The 15,534-nt window shown below is 69.2% G+C and carries 18 protein-coding genes and 1 tRNA gene; 15 read left to right on the forward strand and 4 right to left on the reverse strand.

Translation table 11 applies throughout. The features are described from left to right. Nucleotides 1-163 precede the first annotated feature (163 nt). From QQJ79_RS02640 to QQJ79_RS02685, 10 genes are all read left to right on the forward strand, one after another. A complete protein-coding gene (locus tag QQJ79_RS02640; protein WP_284220831.1) occupies nt 164-1,228 on the forward strand; it encodes an isoaspartyl peptidase/L-asparaginase family protein in 1,065 nt (354 codons plus the stop codon). Next, complete coding sequence (locus QQJ79_RS02645; protein WP_284220833.1) at nt 1,225-1,596, forward strand: cupin domain-containing protein; 372 nt, start codon at nt 1,225-1,227, stop codon at nt 1,594-1,596. The genes QQJ79_RS02640 and QQJ79_RS02645 overlap by 4 nt, the downstream gene beginning before the upstream one ends. Beyond that, a complete protein-coding gene (locus tag QQJ79_RS02650; RefSeq protein WP_284220836.1) occupies nt 1,596-2,102 on the forward strand; it encodes a methyltransferase family protein in 507 nt (168 codons plus the stop codon). The genes QQJ79_RS02645 and QQJ79_RS02650 overlap by 1 nt, the downstream gene beginning before the upstream one ends. After that, entirely contained in the window at nt 2,093-2,359 is a 267-nt protein-coding gene (locus QQJ79_RS02655; RefSeq protein ID WP_284220837.1) for a hypothetical protein, read from the forward strand. The genes QQJ79_RS02650 and QQJ79_RS02655 overlap by 10 nt, the downstream gene beginning before the upstream one ends. A 120-nt stretch (nt 2,360-2,479) precedes the next feature. Beyond that, complete coding sequence (locus QQJ79_RS02660) at nt 2,480-3,247, forward strand: hypothetical protein (RefSeq protein ID WP_284220840.1); 768 nt, start codon at nt 2,480-2,482, stop codon at nt 3,245-3,247. Nucleotides 3,248-3,291: 44 nt separating this feature from the next. After that, a complete protein-coding gene (locus QQJ79_RS02665; RefSeq protein WP_284220842.1) occupies nt 3,292-4,299 on the forward strand; it encodes a fumarylacetoacetate hydrolase family protein in 1,008 nt (335 codons plus the stop codon). Nucleotides 4,300-4,512: 213 nt separating this feature from the next. Then, nucleotides 4,513-5,058, forward strand: coding sequence for a CcdC protein domain-containing protein (locus QQJ79_RS02670; protein WP_284220844.1), 546 nt, complete (start codon nt 4,513-4,515; stop codon nt 5,056-5,058). Then, a complete protein-coding gene (locus tag QQJ79_RS02675) occupies nt 5,055-5,864 on the forward strand; it encodes a hypothetical protein (RefSeq protein ID WP_284220846.1) in 810 nt (269 codons plus the stop codon). Before QQJ79_RS02670 ends, QQJ79_RS02675 begins: the two co-directional genes overlap by 4 nt. A gap of 107 nt (nt 5,865-5,971) precedes the next feature. Beyond that, nucleotides 5,972-6,853 (forward strand): hypothetical protein, encoded by an 882-nt coding sequence (locus QQJ79_RS02680; protein WP_284220848.1) that lies wholly within the window; start codon nt 5,972-5,974, stop codon nt 6,851-6,853. Between the two features lie 57 nt (nt 6,854-6,910). Continuing rightward, nucleotides 6,911-6,995 (forward strand) — tRNA-Leu (locus QQJ79_RS02685). Nucleotides 6,996-7,004: 9 nt separating this feature from the next. Here QQJ79_RS02685 and arsC read toward each other — a convergent pair. From arsC to QQJ79_RS02700, 3 genes are read right to left on the reverse strand one after another with little or no spacing between them, the layout of a single operon-like run. Next, on the reverse strand, nt 7,005-7,439 hold the full coding sequence (gene arsC, locus QQJ79_RS02690; RefSeq protein WP_284220849.1) for an arsenate reductase (glutaredoxin): 435 nt from the start codon (nt 7,437-7,439) through the stop codon (nt 7,005-7,007). Between the two features lies 1 nt (nt 7,440). Next, nucleotides 7,441-8,496: an ACR3 family arsenite efflux transporter gene (arsB, locus tag QQJ79_RS02695; RefSeq protein ID WP_284220850.1), complete on the reverse strand. Its 1,056-nt coding sequence runs from the start codon at nt 8,494-8,496 to the stop codon at nt 7,441-7,443. A gap of 3 nt (nt 8,497-8,499) precedes the next feature. Continuing rightward, the gene (locus tag QQJ79_RS02700; RefSeq protein ID WP_284220851.1) at nt 8,500-8,850 is read right to left on the reverse strand and encodes an ArsR/SmtB family transcription factor; all 351 of its coding nucleotides are present in this window, start codon (nt 8,848-8,850) and stop codon (nt 8,500-8,502) included. Nucleotides 8,851-8,983: 133 nt separating this feature from the next. Here QQJ79_RS02700 and QQJ79_RS02705 point away from each other — a divergent pair, with 133 nt between their 5' ends. The 5 genes from QQJ79_RS02705 (at nt 8,984) to QQJ79_RS02725 (ending at nt 14,865) form a co-directional block, all read left to right on the forward strand. After that, complete coding sequence (locus tag QQJ79_RS02705) at nt 8,984-10,237, forward strand: multidrug effflux MFS transporter (protein WP_284220853.1); 1,254 nt, start codon at nt 8,984-8,986, stop codon at nt 10,235-10,237. Nucleotides 10,238-10,331: 94 nt separating this feature from the next. Beyond that, nucleotides 10,332-12,281 carry a M1 family metallopeptidase gene (locus tag QQJ79_RS02710; protein WP_284220855.1) on the forward strand — a complete coding sequence of 650 codons (1,950 nt, stop codon included), beginning with the start codon at nt 10,332-10,334 and terminating at the stop codon, nt 12,279-12,281. A 109-nt stretch (nt 12,282-12,390) separates the two neighbouring features. Next, nucleotides 12,391-13,494 (forward strand): 4-hydroxyphenylpyruvate dioxygenase, encoded by a 1,104-nt coding sequence (gene hppD / locus QQJ79_RS02715; RefSeq protein ID WP_284220857.1) that lies wholly within the window; start codon nt 12,391-12,393, stop codon nt 13,492-13,494. After that, nucleotides 13,487-13,672 (forward strand): hypothetical protein, encoded by a 186-nt coding sequence (locus QQJ79_RS02720; protein WP_284220859.1) that lies wholly within the window; start codon nt 13,487-13,489, stop codon nt 13,670-13,672. The genes hppD and QQJ79_RS02720 overlap by 8 nt, the downstream gene beginning before the upstream one ends. A gap of 146 nt (nt 13,673-13,818) precedes the next feature. Further along, nucleotides 13,819-14,865, forward strand: a complete 1,047-nt coding sequence (locus tag QQJ79_RS02725) for a sensor histidine kinase (protein ID WP_284220861.1) — start codon at nt 13,819-13,821, stop codon at nt 14,863-14,865. On the opposite strand, the gene QQJ79_RS02730 is transcribed toward QQJ79_RS02725, so the two are convergent. Then, nucleotides 14,862-15,534, reverse strand: a 673-nt coding sequence (locus QQJ79_RS02730) for an OB-fold nucleic acid binding domain-containing protein (RefSeq protein ID WP_284220864.1), incomplete at its 5' end; no start/stop codon positions are given. The two genes, QQJ79_RS02725 and QQJ79_RS02730, sit on opposite strands and share 4 nt — an antisense overlap.

A 15,534-nucleotide genomic window follows, 5' to 3' on the forward strand; every position in this document is an offset into this window, starting at 1 on the left:
GCGCGAGGCCGCATAAGCAGCACGCGGCGCAACACCGGACAAGTGTTAAGGGTAAATTGGCTGTGAGATTGCGCGTCGCCCGGGACGGTCCTCGCGACGTTCAGGCCTTGAGTTGAGCCCGCGCTTGCCCGACTCTGACGCATCGCTTTCCGGAAGGTCGACCATGTTCCGTTCCCGCCTGACCCTCGCCGCCCTCGCGCTCGCCCTGTTCGCCTCCCCAGCCGCCGCCCAGGAGGCGCCGCGCTGGTCGTTCGCCATTCACGGCGGGGCGGGGGTGATCGAGCGCGCCAGCCTGACGCCCGAACAGGACGCCGCCTATCGCGCCGCCCTGCACCGCGCGCTGGAGGCCGGGTCGGCGGTGCTGGCCGGCGGCGGTTCGGCGCTGGATGCGGTCCAGGCGGCGATCGAGCTGATGGAGGACGACCCCCTGTTCAACGCCGGGCGCGGCGCGGTCTTCACAGCCGCCGGCCGCAACGAGCTGGACGCCGCCGTGATGAACGGCTCGGACCTGACCGCCGGGGCCGTCGCCGGCCTGACCACCACCCGCCATCCGATCGCCGCCGCCCGGGCGGTGATGGACCGGTCGCCGCACGTCATGCTGATCGGCGAGGGCGCCGACACCTTCGCCGCCTCGGTCGGGCTGGAACAGGTCGATCCCGCCTTCTTCTTCACCGAGCGCCGCTGGCGGGGGCTGGAGTCGGCGCTGCGGGCGCAGAACCTGCCGATCCCCGCGCGGCCCGCCGGGGCGCCGGGGCTGCAGGCCGAAAACACCCTGCCCGCCCCGCCGCTGAACGAGCGCAAATTCGGCACGGTCGGCGCCGTGGCGCTGGACAACCAGGGCCGCCTCGCCGCCGGCACCTCGACCGGCGGGATGACGGCCAAACGCTGGGGCCGGGTCGGCGACGTGCCGGTGATCGGGGCGGGCACCTATGCGTCGAACCGCGAGGGCTGCGCGGTCTCGGCCACGGGAGACGGGGAGTTCTACATCCGCGCCAGCGTGGCCCGCGACATCTGCGCCCGTATCGCGGACGGATCGGCCACCCAGGCCGCCGCTCAGGCCGAGGTGGACGACGCCCTGTCGCTGGGCGGGTCCGGCGGCGTCATCGTCATGGATCTGCAGGGACAGCCCAGTTTCGCCATGACCAGTTCGGGCATGTATCGCGGCTCGGTCTCCAGCAGCGCACCCGCCGCTGTCGCCATCTACGGCGACGAGGACCTGCGCCGGTGACCCAGGGCGCCGTCCTTGATCTGGACGACAGGTTCGCCGCCTTCTCCGACCACTGGCGGCCTCGCGTCGCGGCGCGGCTGAACGGGCAGGACGTGCGGCTGGTCAAGGTGCAGGGCGTCTTCCCGTGGCACAGCCACGCCGAGGCCGACGAGATGTTCCTGGTCTGGAAGGGCCGGTTCCGGGTCGAGTTCCGCGACCGGATCGAGACCCTTGATCCGGGCCAGTTCATCGTCGTGCCGCGCGGCGTGGAGCACCGCACCGCAGCCGACGCGGAGGCCGAGGTGCTGATCTTCGAACCGTCGCAGGTGATCAACACCGGCGACGCCGCCGTCTCCGACTTCACCGCCCCGCAGGGACAGACGATCTGATGGCCAAGTCCGACACCCCCGGCGTGATCGCTCCGCCGCCGCTGATCTATCTCGGCTTCCTGTTCGCCGGCTGGGGCCTGGCCGAGCTCGGCGCCCGACCCGGGGCGGTTGAGGCCGGCTACCACTGGCTGGCGGCCGGTTTCGGGCTGGAGATGGAGGTCCGCCGCGGCGTCGCCCTGACCCTGATCATCGGCGGCCTGCTGCTGGACGGCATGGCGGCCGGCCTGTTCCGCCGTCGCGGCACGGCGGTTGAGCCCTGGAAACCGTCGACCGTCCTGATCAATGAGGGTCCGTACCGCTTCAGCCGGAACCCCATCTACGTCGGCTTCGCCATCACCTACGCCGGCCTGGCCATCGCCATGGACAGCGCCCTGGCCCTGTTCCTGCTGCTGCCCTGCCTGGCGGTCGTCGACCAGTTCGTGATCCAGCGCGAGGAGCGGTATCTCGCCGCGAAATTCGGCGCAGACTACGAGGCCTATCGCCAGAAGGTGCGGCGGTGGCTGTGAGCGACGACGAGCTCTCCGCCATGGCCATCGAGGAACTGGATCAGGCCTGCAGCCTGATCTGGCCCGAGCTGGTGAAGATCACGCCCTGGGGCGACAGTTTCGTCGGCATCGCCCCCTCGGGCCGCGAGGTCGAGATCGAGCGCCGCTATCTGTGGGCGCATGAGCCGGAAGGCGCCGTGGCCGTCGAGATCGAGGTTCGCGACGTCGGCGCCCGCACCGGCGCCGAGGCGCGGGCGCTGATCACTCCGCCGCGCTGATCGTTCGCCCGAGATCGCCTCTGACGGGAATCAGTCGCGCCATTAACCTTTGTCGTTGCCAAGCGGAGCGGCGGGGGCAAGATGCGCCCCGAGCGGTTGACGATCTTCAGGGGAGAGCAGATGTCCTACGGCGCAGACTTCGCCAATGCCGACCCGGCCAACGCTCCGCTGAACGGGCCCCTTTTCATCGGCGCCGATCCCTTCGTCTGGGCCGCGATCCTGCTGGCTCTGGCCGCCGCTCTTTTGCTGGGGTGGTATCTGGGAGCGCGGTCGAGCTCGCACCGCGCCGACGCCGCGCACGCGATCTGGGAGGCGATCCACGACGCCGCCCGCTCCGCCATGGGGGCTGACGACAACGCCCTGAAGGGCCGCGCCGAACATCTGCTGAAGATCGTCGACAACCGTCTGGGCAAGACGCTCGGCCTCGCCAAGGGGCTGTCCGGGCGGATCAGCAAGCTCAAGGACGCCGTCGACGGCAAGGGACCGGCTGACGCCCATGGGCACGGTCACGGACACGGCGGCGGCCATGGAGCGGGACACGGCGGTCACGGCGCCCAGGCGCCAGCCCACGACGCGCACGCGGCCCATGACGTCCACGCCACGCCGGCGGTCACCATCGTCAACGTCAACGCCGGGGCGACGTCTCATGCGCCGGCCGAGAATCACGCGCCGGCCCATGACGCCAGGACGGAGAAGCGCGACCTGACCCAGCGCGAGCAGACCGACGCCCTGCGTCTGGCCGTGGCCGCCTTCAACCAGCACTGGCGCGACGAGTCCGCCCGCGTCCGCGAACTGCGCGACGCCTACGCCGAACTGTGCAACCCGGGGCCCCCGCGGGCTGCGCGTCCACCGGCCGGCCGTATCAGCGGAACCCGCGCCAAACACTGAAAACCCGGTTTCGCCCTCCGGAGAAACCGCCTAAGCCTTGAGCCATGAAACTCGCCTCGCTCAAGCACGGCCGTGACGGTCGCCTCGTCCTCGTCTCCAGCGACCTCGCCTGGTTTACCGACGCCTTCCTGATCGCCCCGACGCTGCAGGCGGCGCTGGACGACTGGGACCGGCTGGAGCCCGACCTCCGCGCCCTGGCCGAAAGCCTCGAACACGGGGGCGTGCCGCGCGGCCGCTTCCACGAGCGTGAGGCCGCGGCGCCCCTGCCCCGCGCCTATCAGTGGGCCGACGGCTCGGCCTATGTGAACCACGTCGCCCTGGTGCGTCAGGCCCGCGGCGCGGAAATGCCCGACAGCTTCTGGACCGATCCCCTGATGTACCAGGGCGGGTCGGACGGCTTCCTCGCCCCGCGCGATCCCATCCCCCTGGCCGACGAAAGCTGGGGCTGCGACCTCGAGGCCGAGGTGGTGGTCGTCACCGGCGACGTGCCGCAGGGCGTATCGCGCGAAGAGGCGCTGGAGTGCATCCGCCTGGTCGGCCTGGTCAACGACGTCTCCTTGCGCAACCTGATCCCGGCCGAACTGGCCAAGGGCTTCGGCTTCGTCCAGTCCAAGCCCGCCTCGGCCCTGTCGCCGGTCTTCGTCACCCCGCGCGCGCTCGGCGACCGCTGGGCCGACGGCAAGCTGAAGGGCGAACTGAACGTCCAGCTGAACGGCCAGGACTTCGGCAAGGCCGACGCCGGGACCGACATGACCTTCGACTTCGGCACCCTGATCGCCCACCTGGCCAGGACCCGCAGCCTGTGCGCCGGCAGCATCATCGGCTCGGGCACCGTCTCCAACCGGGACGCCGACGGCGGCCCGGGCAAGCCGGTCAGCGAAGGCGGCCTGGGCTATTCCTGCATCGCCGAGGTCCGCACGGTCGAGACCATCCTGCGCGGCAAGCCCGAGACGCCCTTCCTCAAGCATGGCGACACGGTCCGCATCGAGATGCTGGACGACCAGCACCACTCGATCTTCGGCGCCATCGAACAGACGGTCGCGGCGGTATAGGGCTCCCGCGCCATCACCGCCGCCGGTCCCTGACAGGACAGCACCACACCGCCCAGGGCGATCGTCAGCCATCGTCTCATCGCGCGCCTCCTGTGGTTTCCCGGACCAGAGGCCGCGCCGGCGCTTTACGGATGCGCCGGACGGATTAAGCTTTGGCCACGTCTGCGGCTCGTGGGGGGCAAGCAGGGCGCTGTCGGGACGGGATGGGCTTCCATGCTGGATATGTCGCCTCAGGTTCTGGGACCGTTGATCGGACTGGCGATCGCCCTGCCCCTGATCTTCCTGCGCAACCGCAAGCCCCGGACGCTTAATCCACAGTGGATGTGGGTCATGCCCTCGATCATCGTCCCCTTGATGGGCCTCGCGCTCTGGGGAACCAGCATGGATCCGACAACGCCGCACGTCGCCTTCGACGGTATCGCCTGGGCCATCCTTGCGGTCGGCCTTATCCTCGGCGGGGCCTTCGGCTGGTGGCGGGGCAAGATGACCACCATCGAGAAACACCCCGACGGCACGCTGAGAGCGCAGGCCTCGCCCATCGGTCTGATCCTGATCATCGCCGTCATGCTGGGCCGCCGCGCCCTCAGCGCCTTTCTTGAACCGCACGCCGCGGAATGGGGCCTGAACGCCCTCGCCATCACCGACGCCTTCCTCCTCTTCGTCGTCGGCATGGTCGTCATCCAGCGCGTCGAGATGTTCATCCGCGCCCGCCGCATCCAGTCCGGCGCGAGCGACAGCCATGTGGAGGCGGTCGGATGAAGCGGTTCGCCCTGATCGCCCTCGCCGCACTGATCGCCACGCCGGCGACGGCCCAGGACGACTGGGACCTGGGCCGCGATCCCGAGCGCAAGCTGACCATCGCCGCCGTGACCTACGAGAATTTCGGCGTCGCCGTGCGCTGCATGGACGATGTGATGAGCGTCGTGGTGACGGGCCTGCCTCCGGGGCTCGGCATCCGCACCATCAGGCACCGGATCGGCGATCAGCCCGAAGCCACCGGCCGATGGGTTTCGGCGGGCGAAGGCTCCGTCGCCTTCTCCGTCTGGCCCGCGGCCACGGCCGCCTATCTTTCGGCCGGCGGGCGCTGGGTTCTGGAGGTGCCGGACAGGGAACGTCTGCGGCGGATATCGGCCGACCTTCCCGCCTCCCCCGCCGCCATCGGGGAGGTTTTCACCGCCTGCGGACGCACGCTTTCGTCCACTTCGCAGGACGATGAGCCCGATCAGGAGGACTTCGCAGGGCTTACCTGGGCCCGGGTTCCGGAGCCGGAGTATCCGAGCAGGACCGACGCCGGCGGAGGCCTTGCGGCCGTCACCTGCACCGTCGGCGCACGGGGCGACCTGCGCGATTGCCGGATCGAGAGCGAGTTCCCCGAGGGCGCCGGGTTCGGCAGGGCCGCGGTCTCGGCGGCGCATCGGCGGGGAAGGGTCGAGCCCCTGGATCCGGGGTCGACGCGGGATATGGAGGGTCTGAGAGTCGCCTATACGGCTCGCTTCAACCTGATCGACGACTTCCGCGAGCCCCTCCCGCCCATCGCGACCCGACTGCCCCTCCGAACCGACTAGGGCGGGCGTCCGCCCGACCGCTCCGCCGAAACAACTGCCGCCAAGGTTGACGATCTGCACGCTCCGCTACAGAAAGTTGCGTCAGTAGCCGATCCGGATTGTTCCCCATGAAGCGCCCCCTCATCGCCCTGCTCGCCTGCGCGGTCGCCCTTCCCGCCCTGGCCCAGGACGCCTCCGCGGATTGGGATTTCTCGAACGACGAACGCCGGAAATTGATGGTCGCCTACACCCAGTTCAACAACGGCGTCGGGATCGCCACCCGGTGCGTCGACGGCGGCTTTGAAGCGGTGATCACCGGCCTGCCGCCGGCCGGCCGCGTCTCCAACCGGCCCCTCCGCACCGCGTTCGGCGATGAGGAACTGGTCCAGTACAGCTGGAGCGTCGGGATCGACGACACCGTCGCCGTCAGCCAGCTGCCGGCGCCATTCGCGCGCGAACTGCGGAACGGCGGGCGCCTGCGCATCCTCGTGCCCCGCGGAGCGGCCGACGGCCGCAACCTGATGTACGACCTGACCCTGCCGGCGTCGTCGGCCTCGATCGACCAGACGCTGACCACCTGCAACCGGCCGCTGGTCGACCCGCGGGACGCCGAGCTGGACGCCCTCCAGGAAGACGGCGTGCCGCGAAACCTGACCTGGGCCGTCCGGCCGACGCCGCGCTTTCCCCGCAGCAACTACGCCCGCGGCTTCGCCGTCGCGACTTGCGTTTCCAATCCGGACGGGACGCTGCGCGACTGCACGATCGAGTCCGAACATCCCCGCGACGGGCGGTTCGGACAGGCGACGCTCGACGCGGCGCGTCGGGCGCGGCTGCAGAATGTGGACCAGCCGGGCTCGCCGGTGCCGGTGACCCGGGTCCTTTTCAAGACCAACTATGTCGTCAGCGGCTACCAGACGGCGGAGGACGAGGCGCGTCAGCGCGACGCCGCCCGGCGCGAGCGCGAGGAGCGCGCGGCCCGGCGCGCCGCGGGGGCCGCCAATCCCGATTGACCTGATCGGACCCCGCGAGCTACCAAGCGCGCCTGCCGAAGCGAGCAACCGGCCTGTGCGGGCGTGGTGGAACTGGTAGACGCGCCGGACTCAAAATCCGGTTCCGAAAGGAGTGTCGGTTCGAGCCCGACCGCCCGCACCATGAATCTGCCTACCGGGTGGTCGCCCTGCCTGAGGCCGGGATGACCACTTCCCCGTCTTCCTTGACGAAACGGTCCGGGGTGCGCTCGAGCAGGTCGAACACACGTTCCGACGGGCGACACATCGCTGCGCCCCTGGGCGTGCGCACGATGGGGCGGTTCACCAGCACCGGATGTTCGACCATGGCGGCGAGGATGGCGGCGTCGGACGCCGCAGGGTCCAGCAGGCCCCGTTCAGCGGCGACCGCCTCCTTCTCCCGCAGGGCCTCACGCGGCGTGATCCCCGCCTCGTCGAACAGGGCGCCCAGTTGGTCCGTGGTCCAGCCGGCCTTCAGATACTCCACCACCTCGGGCCGGTAGCCGGCGGCCTCAACCATGGCCAGGACGTTGCGCGAGGTGCCGCAGGCAGGATTGTGGAAGACGGTGACGGGGAAGGCGTCGGACATATCAGCGCTCCTTTTGGGCATTGCGGCGGACGGCGGACCCGGCGTCGTACCAGCCCTTTGAGCGATTCACGATCCACACCACCGACAGCATCACAGGCACCTCGATCAGCACCCCGACCACCGTCGCCAGGGCCGCGCCGGAGTTGATGCCGAACAGGCTGATCGCCGCCGCCACGGCCAGTTCGAAGAAGTTCGACGCCCCGATGAGGGCCGACGGACCGGCCACGCAATGCGCCTCGCCCGTCGCCCGGTTCAGCCCGTAGGCGAGGCCGGCGTTGAAATAGACCTGGATCAGGATCGGGATGGCGAGGATGCCGATGACCAGCGGCTGGGCGAGGATTTGCTCGCCCTGGAAACCGAACAGCAGGATCAGGGTGGCCAGCAGGGCGGTGATCGAGACCGGACCGAGCCGGGTCAGAAGCCGCTCCAGCCCCGCCTCGCCCGACCGCGCCAGCACCATCCGACGAACGACCTGGGCGACGATGACGGGCAGGATGATGTAGAGGCCGACCGAGATCAGCAGGGTCGCCCACGGCACGGTGATCGCCGCCAGCCCCAGCAGCAGGCCGACGATCGGGGCGAAGGCGACGATCATGATGGCGTCGTTCAGCGCCACCTGGCTGAGGGTGAAGTTCGGCTCGCCGTTGGTCAGCCGGCTCCAGACGAAGACCATGGCGGTGCAAGGCGCGGCGGCGAGGATGATCAGGCCGGCGATATAGCTGTCGATCTGGTCGCCGGGCAGCCACGGCCGGAACAGCCCGGCGATGAACAGCCAGGCCAGTAGCGCCATGGAGAAGGGCTTGACCGCCCAGTTGACGAACAGGGTCACGCCGATGCCGCGCCAGTACCGCCCCACCTGTCCGAGGGCGGCGAAGTCGACGCGCAGCAGCATGGGGGTGATCATCAGCCAGATCAGGCCGGCCACCGGCAGATTGACCCGGGCGATCTCGGCCCGGGCGATCAGCTCGAAGACGTCGGGGAACAGCCAGCCGAGGCCGATTCCGACGACGATGCACAGCAGGACCCAGAGGCTGAGCCACCGTTCAAAGACCGACATGGTTCAGGCCTCCGCCGGAATGCACCGCGAGCGGGCGGCGGCCGCGGCGACCGGAGCGCAGACCTCCGCCGCCCCGCCACAGCAATCCTCGGCGAGAAAGGTCATCAGTTCGCCCATCCGGTCGAACCGCGCGGAATAGATGATCGAGCGCCCGTCACGACGGGACTGCGCCAGCCCGGCGTTGGCGAGAAGGGAGAGATTGGCCGAAAGGGTGTTGGGCGGCGTGCCGAGGCGGCGAGCAATCTCTCCGGCCGCCATGCCCGTCGGGCCCGCCGTCACCAGCAGGCGGAAGACCTTCAGACGGCCTTCGTGGGCCAGGGCGGACAGGCTCTCGACGGCGGCTATCATTTCCATATTTCCAGAATATCAGAAATGAAGGACCGATCAATCGCGGCCTTGGGGATGATCGACCGGCTTCCTCTGTCGCCGGCCGAATTCGCCCCTGTTGATGGTTGCGCCTCCGTCCCGGAGTCCGCATCTGCCCCCGATGACCTCCCCCGCCGCCGACATCGACAAGCCTGCCGTCAAGGGGCCGGGCTTTCCCGAGTTCGTGGCCCTGATCGCCATGATGATGGCGCTGAACGCGCTGGCCATCGACTCCATGCTGCCCGCCCTCCCGGCCATCGGCGATGCCCTGGGGGTGACGTCGGAGAACGGTCGGCAATGGGTCATCACCGCCTATCTGCTGGGCTTCGGCGTGACCCAGATCATCTACGGCCCGCTGGCGGACCGGTTCGGTCGCAAGCCCATCCTGATGATGGGCCTTGGCCTGTATGTCCTGTTCAGCGTGCTGGCCGCCTTTTCGCCGACGTTTGAATTGCTGATCGCCGCGCGGGTCGGGACGGGAATCGGCGCGGCGGCCCTGCGGGTGCTGGCCGTGTCGATCGTGCGCGACCGCTATGCCGGACGAACCATGGCGCGGGTCATGTCGCTCAGCTTTCTGGTCTTCCTCGGCGTGCCGGTTCTGGCGCCGGCGCTGGGCCAGCTGATCCTGACCGTGGCCCCCTGGCCCTGGGTGTTCGGCGTGCTCGCCGTCGGCGGCGCAGCCTTCGCGCTCTGGGCCGCCATCCGCCTGCCCGAGACCCTGCACCCCGAGGACCGGATGCCGATCCAGATCGACCGCATAGCCTCGGCCTTCCGGGAAGCGCTGACCAACCGAAGCGCCATCGGCTACACCCTGGCCATCACCGCCATCTCGGGCGCCCTGTTCGGATTCATCAACTCCAGCCAGCAGATCTTCTTCGACGTCTTTCATGAGCCGCAGCTGTTCACGGTCGTGTTCGGCGGCGTCGCGGGCGGCATCGCGGTGGCGTCCCTGCTCAATGCGCGGCTGGTCGAGCGGCTGGGGTCGCGGCTGATCTCCCACACCGCCCTGCTCGGCTTCATCACCTTCTCGGCGATCCATGCGGCGGTGGCGTTGAGCGGCCATGAGACGATCTGGACCTTCGCGGCGCTTCAGGCCCTGACCATGTTCTGCTTCGGCTTCATCGCCGGCAATTTCGGCGCGATGGCCATGGAGCCGATGGGCCATATCGCGGGCACGGCCTCTTCGGCCCAGGGCTTTATCTCGACCACCGGCGGCGCGTCGCTCGGCTTTCTGATCGGACAGCAGTTCAACGGCTCGACCGCGCCGATGACCATCGGCTTCGTCGCCCTCGGCATGACCGCGCTGGTCTTTGTCCTGTTCGCCGAGCGCGGGCGTCTGTTCAAGGCGCGGAACCGGGCGCCGGCGCCCTCTTGATCTTTTCGGCCCGCCGGGGCGTTGTCCCGGCAGAAAACGAACCCGGCCCGACCGACCGCACAAGGTCGGCGGGGCTTTTGGTCAAGGACGCTCAATGATCCGCAAGTTTGGACTGGTCTCCACCATCGCGCTCGCCACAGCCCTGGGCGGGTGCGCCATGATCCCCGGCTTCGGCCCGGGCTCCGACATGCCGACCGTCCCGGCCCCGGCGACCGCGCCGGTCCAGTATGTGCGCGACATCCACTCCCATGCCCGACCCGAGATCGCCCGGGTCAAACACGTCGCACTGGACCTGACCACCGACTTCGCGACCGGCACCCTGTCAGGCACGGCGGCGTTGGACATCACAGCCGAGCCGGGCGCGACCGAGATCATTCTCGATGTCCGCAATCTGGACATTCAGGACGTGCGGGACGCATCCGGCGCGCCGCTGCAGTTCCAGACCGGCGATAGCGACCCGAACCTGGGTCAGCCCCTGACCATCCGCTTCCCCGCGTTCGCCGCGGGTGAGCAACGCCGCATCGTCATCCGCTACGCCACCCGGCCCGACGCCGCGGCCCTGCAATGGCTGACCCCGGCCCAGACCGCGGGCGGCCAGCAGCCCTATATGTTCAGCCAGGGCCAGGCGATCCTGACCCGCACCTGGATCCCGACCCAGGACAGCCCCGGCATCCGCCAGACCTGGGACGCCCGCATCACCGCCCCGTCCGCGCTGAAGGTGGTGATGAGCGCCGAGGGCCTGACCACCCGAGGCGAGCCCGCGGGCGACGGAATGACCGCCTGGCGCTTCCGCATGACCAATCCGGTGCCGCCCTATCTGATCGCAGTGGCCGTCGGCGACGTGGCCTTCCAGGCCATCGACGAGCGCACCGGGGTCTGGACCGAGCCGTCGATGTTGGCCGCGGCCCATGCCGAAATGGTCCCGACCGCCGAGATGGTCGATGCGGCCGAGGCGCTCTACGGCCCCTACCGCTGGGGCCGCTACGACCTGCTGATCCTGCCGCCCAGCTTCCCCTTCGGCGGGATGGAGAACCCCCGGCTGACCTTCGCCACCCCGACCATCATCGCCGGCGACCAGTCGCTGGTGTCGCTGGTGGCTCACGAGCTGGCGCACAGCTGGTCGGGCAATCTGGTGACCAATGCGACCTGGGCCGACTTCTGGCTCAACGAGGGCTTCACCGTCTATTTCGAGAACCGGATCATGGAGGCGGTCTACGGCCGCGACCGCGCCCTGATGCTGCAGTCGCTGGGCTGGGGCGACCTGCAGTCGACGCTGGCCGACCTGCCCGCGGCCGACACACGTCTGAAGCTCGACCTCGCCGGCCGGGATCCCGACGAGGGCCTGACCGACGTGGCCTATGAGAAGGGCGCCGCCTTCCTCTTCACCATCGAACGCACCGTCGGCCGCGAGCGGTTCGACGCCTGGCTGAAGGGCTATTTCGAGCGCAACGCCTTCCGCCCGATGACCACGGAGATGTTCCTCGAGGACATCCGCGCCCATCTAGTCACCACGCGCGCGCTGGAAGACCAGCTGATGATGGACGCCTGGATCTATCAGCCGGGCATGCCGTCGAACTGGGTCCCGCCGGTGTCGGGCGCCTTCGCGCCGGTCGACGCGGCCGCAAGGGCCTTCCACGCCGGCGGCCCCGCCTCCGCGGTTCCGTGGGCCGGCTGGTCGACGCAGGAGCGCCAGCGCTTCCTGGCCTGGCGGCCCGAAGGCCGCGCCGCCGGCGCCGACTGGCTGACCCCGGCCCAGCTGGCCGATCTGGAAGCGACGCTGAAGCTGCGCGAGGAAGGCAATGCCGAGGTCGTCTTCGCCTGGCTGCAGATCGCGGTCCAGCATCGCTACCAGCCCGCCGTCCCGACGCTCGAGCGCTTCCTGACCACCATGGGCCGGCGCAAATTCGTCCTGCCGCTGTTCACCAGCCTCTGGGCCGAGGGCGACTGGGGCCGGGCCATCGCCACCCCGCTCTACGCCCGGGCCCGACCCGGCTACCACCCGGTGACGACCAATTCGGTCGACGCCGTGGTGGGACGGCCCTAGCCGCCCACCGACATGTGACCGGCCTCGCCTTGGCTTGACCGTCGCCTGCCACTAGGTTCCGCCCGACAAACGGCGGTCAACGCCGATACGCGCTTTCAGGAGACGCCCCATGCACGACGCGCCCCAATCCGACGCGGCCGCCCGCCTCGACAAGGAAAACCCGCTCGGCGTCGACGGCTTCGAGTTCGTCGAATTCACCGGTCCGGATCCTGCGGCCATGGTCGCGCGGCTGGAGCTGATGGGCTTCACCGCCACCCATGTGAACCCCGCCAATGACGTCGTGCGTCTGAAGCAGGGCGATATCACCCTGCTGGTCAACCGCTCGCCCAAGGGGCAGGCGGGCGAGTTCGCGACGGAGCACGGCCCGTCGGCGAACGGCATGGCCTTCCGCGTGGCGGATGCGAAGGCGGCTTATGAAGGCGCGGTGTCGCGCGGCGGACGCCCGGCCGAGGGCCACGACGGCGGCGCCCTGGGCGGCGGCTATCCCTACATCCTGCAGGGCATCGGCGGTTCGCTGCTGTATCTGATCGACCAGTATGGCGATGCCGGGTCGCTGTATGACGGCTGGGACGAGATCGAGGGCTGGGAAGAAGCCGAGCGCAAGAACAACGTCGGCCTGTTCATGCTCGACCACCTGACCCACAACGTGCGGCGCGGCCAGATGCGCACATGGTCCGGCTTCTACGGCGATGTCTTCGCGTTCGAGGAGCAAAAATACTTCGACATCAAGGGCAAGGCGACCGGCCTGTTCTCCCAGGCCATGATCGCGCCCGACCGCGCCATCCGCATCCCGCTGAACGAGAGCCAGGACGAGAACTCCCAGATCGAGGAGTTCCTGCGCCGCTACAACGGCGAGGGTATCCAGCACATCGCCCTGGCCACCGACGACATCTTCGAGACGGTGGAGGAGCTGAAGCGCCGCGGCATCCCCTTCCAGGACACGATCGAGACCTATTTTGAACTGATCGACAAACGCCTGCCGGGCCACGGCGAGGACGTCGCCCGCATGCGCAAGAACCGCATCCTGATCGACGGCTCGGACGAGGAGGGCCTGCTGCTGCAGATCTTCACCCAGGACACCTTCGGTCCGATCTTCTTCGAGATCATCCAGCGCAAGGGCAACCAGGCGTTCGGCGAGGGCAATTTCCAGGCCCTGTTCGACTCCATCGAGCTGGACCAGATCCGGCGCGGCGTCATCAAGGTGGATGCCTAAGCCGCCGGCGTGGCTGCCCTGGCTCGGCCCGCTGCTGGCGGCCGGGGTCGGGGCGGCGGTCGGAGAATACGGCCTCGGGGGCGGCTTCTGGACGGTGCTGGTCGCCGCCCTGGTCTGCGGGTTTGCCCCGATCGTGGTCTACCGGGTGTGGGTGTGGCGGCGCCACCGCAAAGGATAGCCGTCGCGCCGCGAATTCGCGTCTTCAGCGCGTTGTGGGCCGAAGGTCGCCCGAGAGCGACGCAAAGGCACATGGGCAGCTTGAAAATCGACTCGAGTCCCGTATTCCGCTATCTTGCTCCGTGACCAGACCGCAGGGGGCGGAGGATGCAGGATCCGGCTCTTTCGCCGCCGCCAGAGCTTCTGCCTGCCCTGAACGTCGACGTCCTGGCCCTTGTGGCGGATTCCGTGATCTGCACGGACTCGGAGGGACGGATTCTGGTTTTCAACCGGGCCGCCGAGCAGTCATTCGGCTACAGCGCCGACGAGGTGATCGGCCAGCAGGTGGGGATGCTGCTTCCGGAAAGCCACCGCTCCGAGCACTTTCATCAGGTACGCGGCTTTGCAGCGGGCGGAGGCGCCGCGAACCGGCTCATGGGCCATCGTCGGGAAGTCCTGGGGCGACGCAAAAACGGGCATGTGTTCCCGGCCGAGGCGATGGTGTCGCGCCAGACGATCGACGGCAGGATCATCCTGACCGTGGTGCACCGGGACATCACCGAGCGCAAGGAGCTGGAGGCTCTGCGTGAGGCGGCCTCGCGCGAACTGCATCATCGGATGAAGAACCTTCTGGCGGTCGTCGATTCCCTCGTCTCGATCAGCGCCGCGAGCTCGGTGAGTGTGGAGGAATTCAGGGTCTCCCTCACCGGACGGCTGAAGTCCCTGGCCGCCACCCAGAGCGCCCTGCGATTTGGCGAGCAGCAGAGCACCAATCTGAACGCGCTAATTCTGGCGGAACTGTCGCAATACCAAACCCCCGACGGTGCGAACGTGGCGATTGAGGGCCCGGCCGTTTCGGTGGGGCCGAGGGCCGCCCAGATCCTGGCGCTGGCGGTCCATGAACTTGCGACAAACTCGGCGAAATATGGGTCGCTGGGCCATGCCGGTGGTCGCGTGGTCGTGACGTCCGCCTTTGAAGGCGAAGAGGACGAGGGCCTGCTTGTCATCCAGTGGCTGGAAGCAGGAGGACCGCTGGTGAAACCGCCCGAGCGCCAGGGCTTCGGCACGCGCCTTATCAAGAAGGTCGTTGCGAGAGCGCTTCGAGCGGACGTGGCCATGGATTATCGACCGGACGGGCTGGTCTGCCGGATGAAAGTGCCGAGGGCCATGCTCGAAGCAGACCGGCAGGAACCGGCGCGGATGCTTTCCGTCTAGTGAAAATCCCGCGACCCCGGCAGCACCCGCACGTCGCGCGGATGGCGCCCCCGCGCCGGCGAGTGACCTGACCCCGGCGCGTTGTCGGGCGTCAGATGGCCCAGCATCGGGGTCCAGTCCTCCAGCTGGTCGACGACCAGATGGGTCACCCCCTCGGCGGTCTGGACCTTGCCCCGCGCCAGCACCATGCGCGCGCCCATGGCGACCGGCCGGAAGCGTTCGAACACGTCGGGCCACAGGACCAGATTGGCCACGCCGGTCTCGTCCTCGAGGGTCATGAAACAGACGCCCTTGGCCGTGCCCGGCCGCTGACGGACCAGAACCACCCCGCCGACCGCCACGGTCCGGCCGTTGGGCCGCGCCGGATAGGCCTTCGCCGTCAGGGCCCCGGCCCGCGCCAGCCGCTCGCGCAGGAAGCTGACCGGATGGCCCTTCAGCGACAGGCGGAGGGTCTGGTAGTCGCCGACCACCTCTTCCGACGGGGCCAGCACCGGCAGGGCCTCGGGCGGCCGTCCGTCGGCCTCGTTCAGCCCCATGGCCTCGAACAGCGGCGCCGAGGACGCCGGCGCGGACCCCTTGGCCGCCCACACCCCCTGCCGCCGCGTCAGGTCCAGCGAGCCGAACGCATCGGCCTCCGCCAGCCGGTCCAGCGCCGACTGCGTCTCGGCC

Source organism: Brevundimonas denitrificans (assembly GCF_030160755.1).
Classification (GTDB): Bacteria; Pseudomonadota; Alphaproteobacteria; order Caulobacterales; family Caulobacteraceae; genus Brevundimonas; species Brevundimonas denitrificans.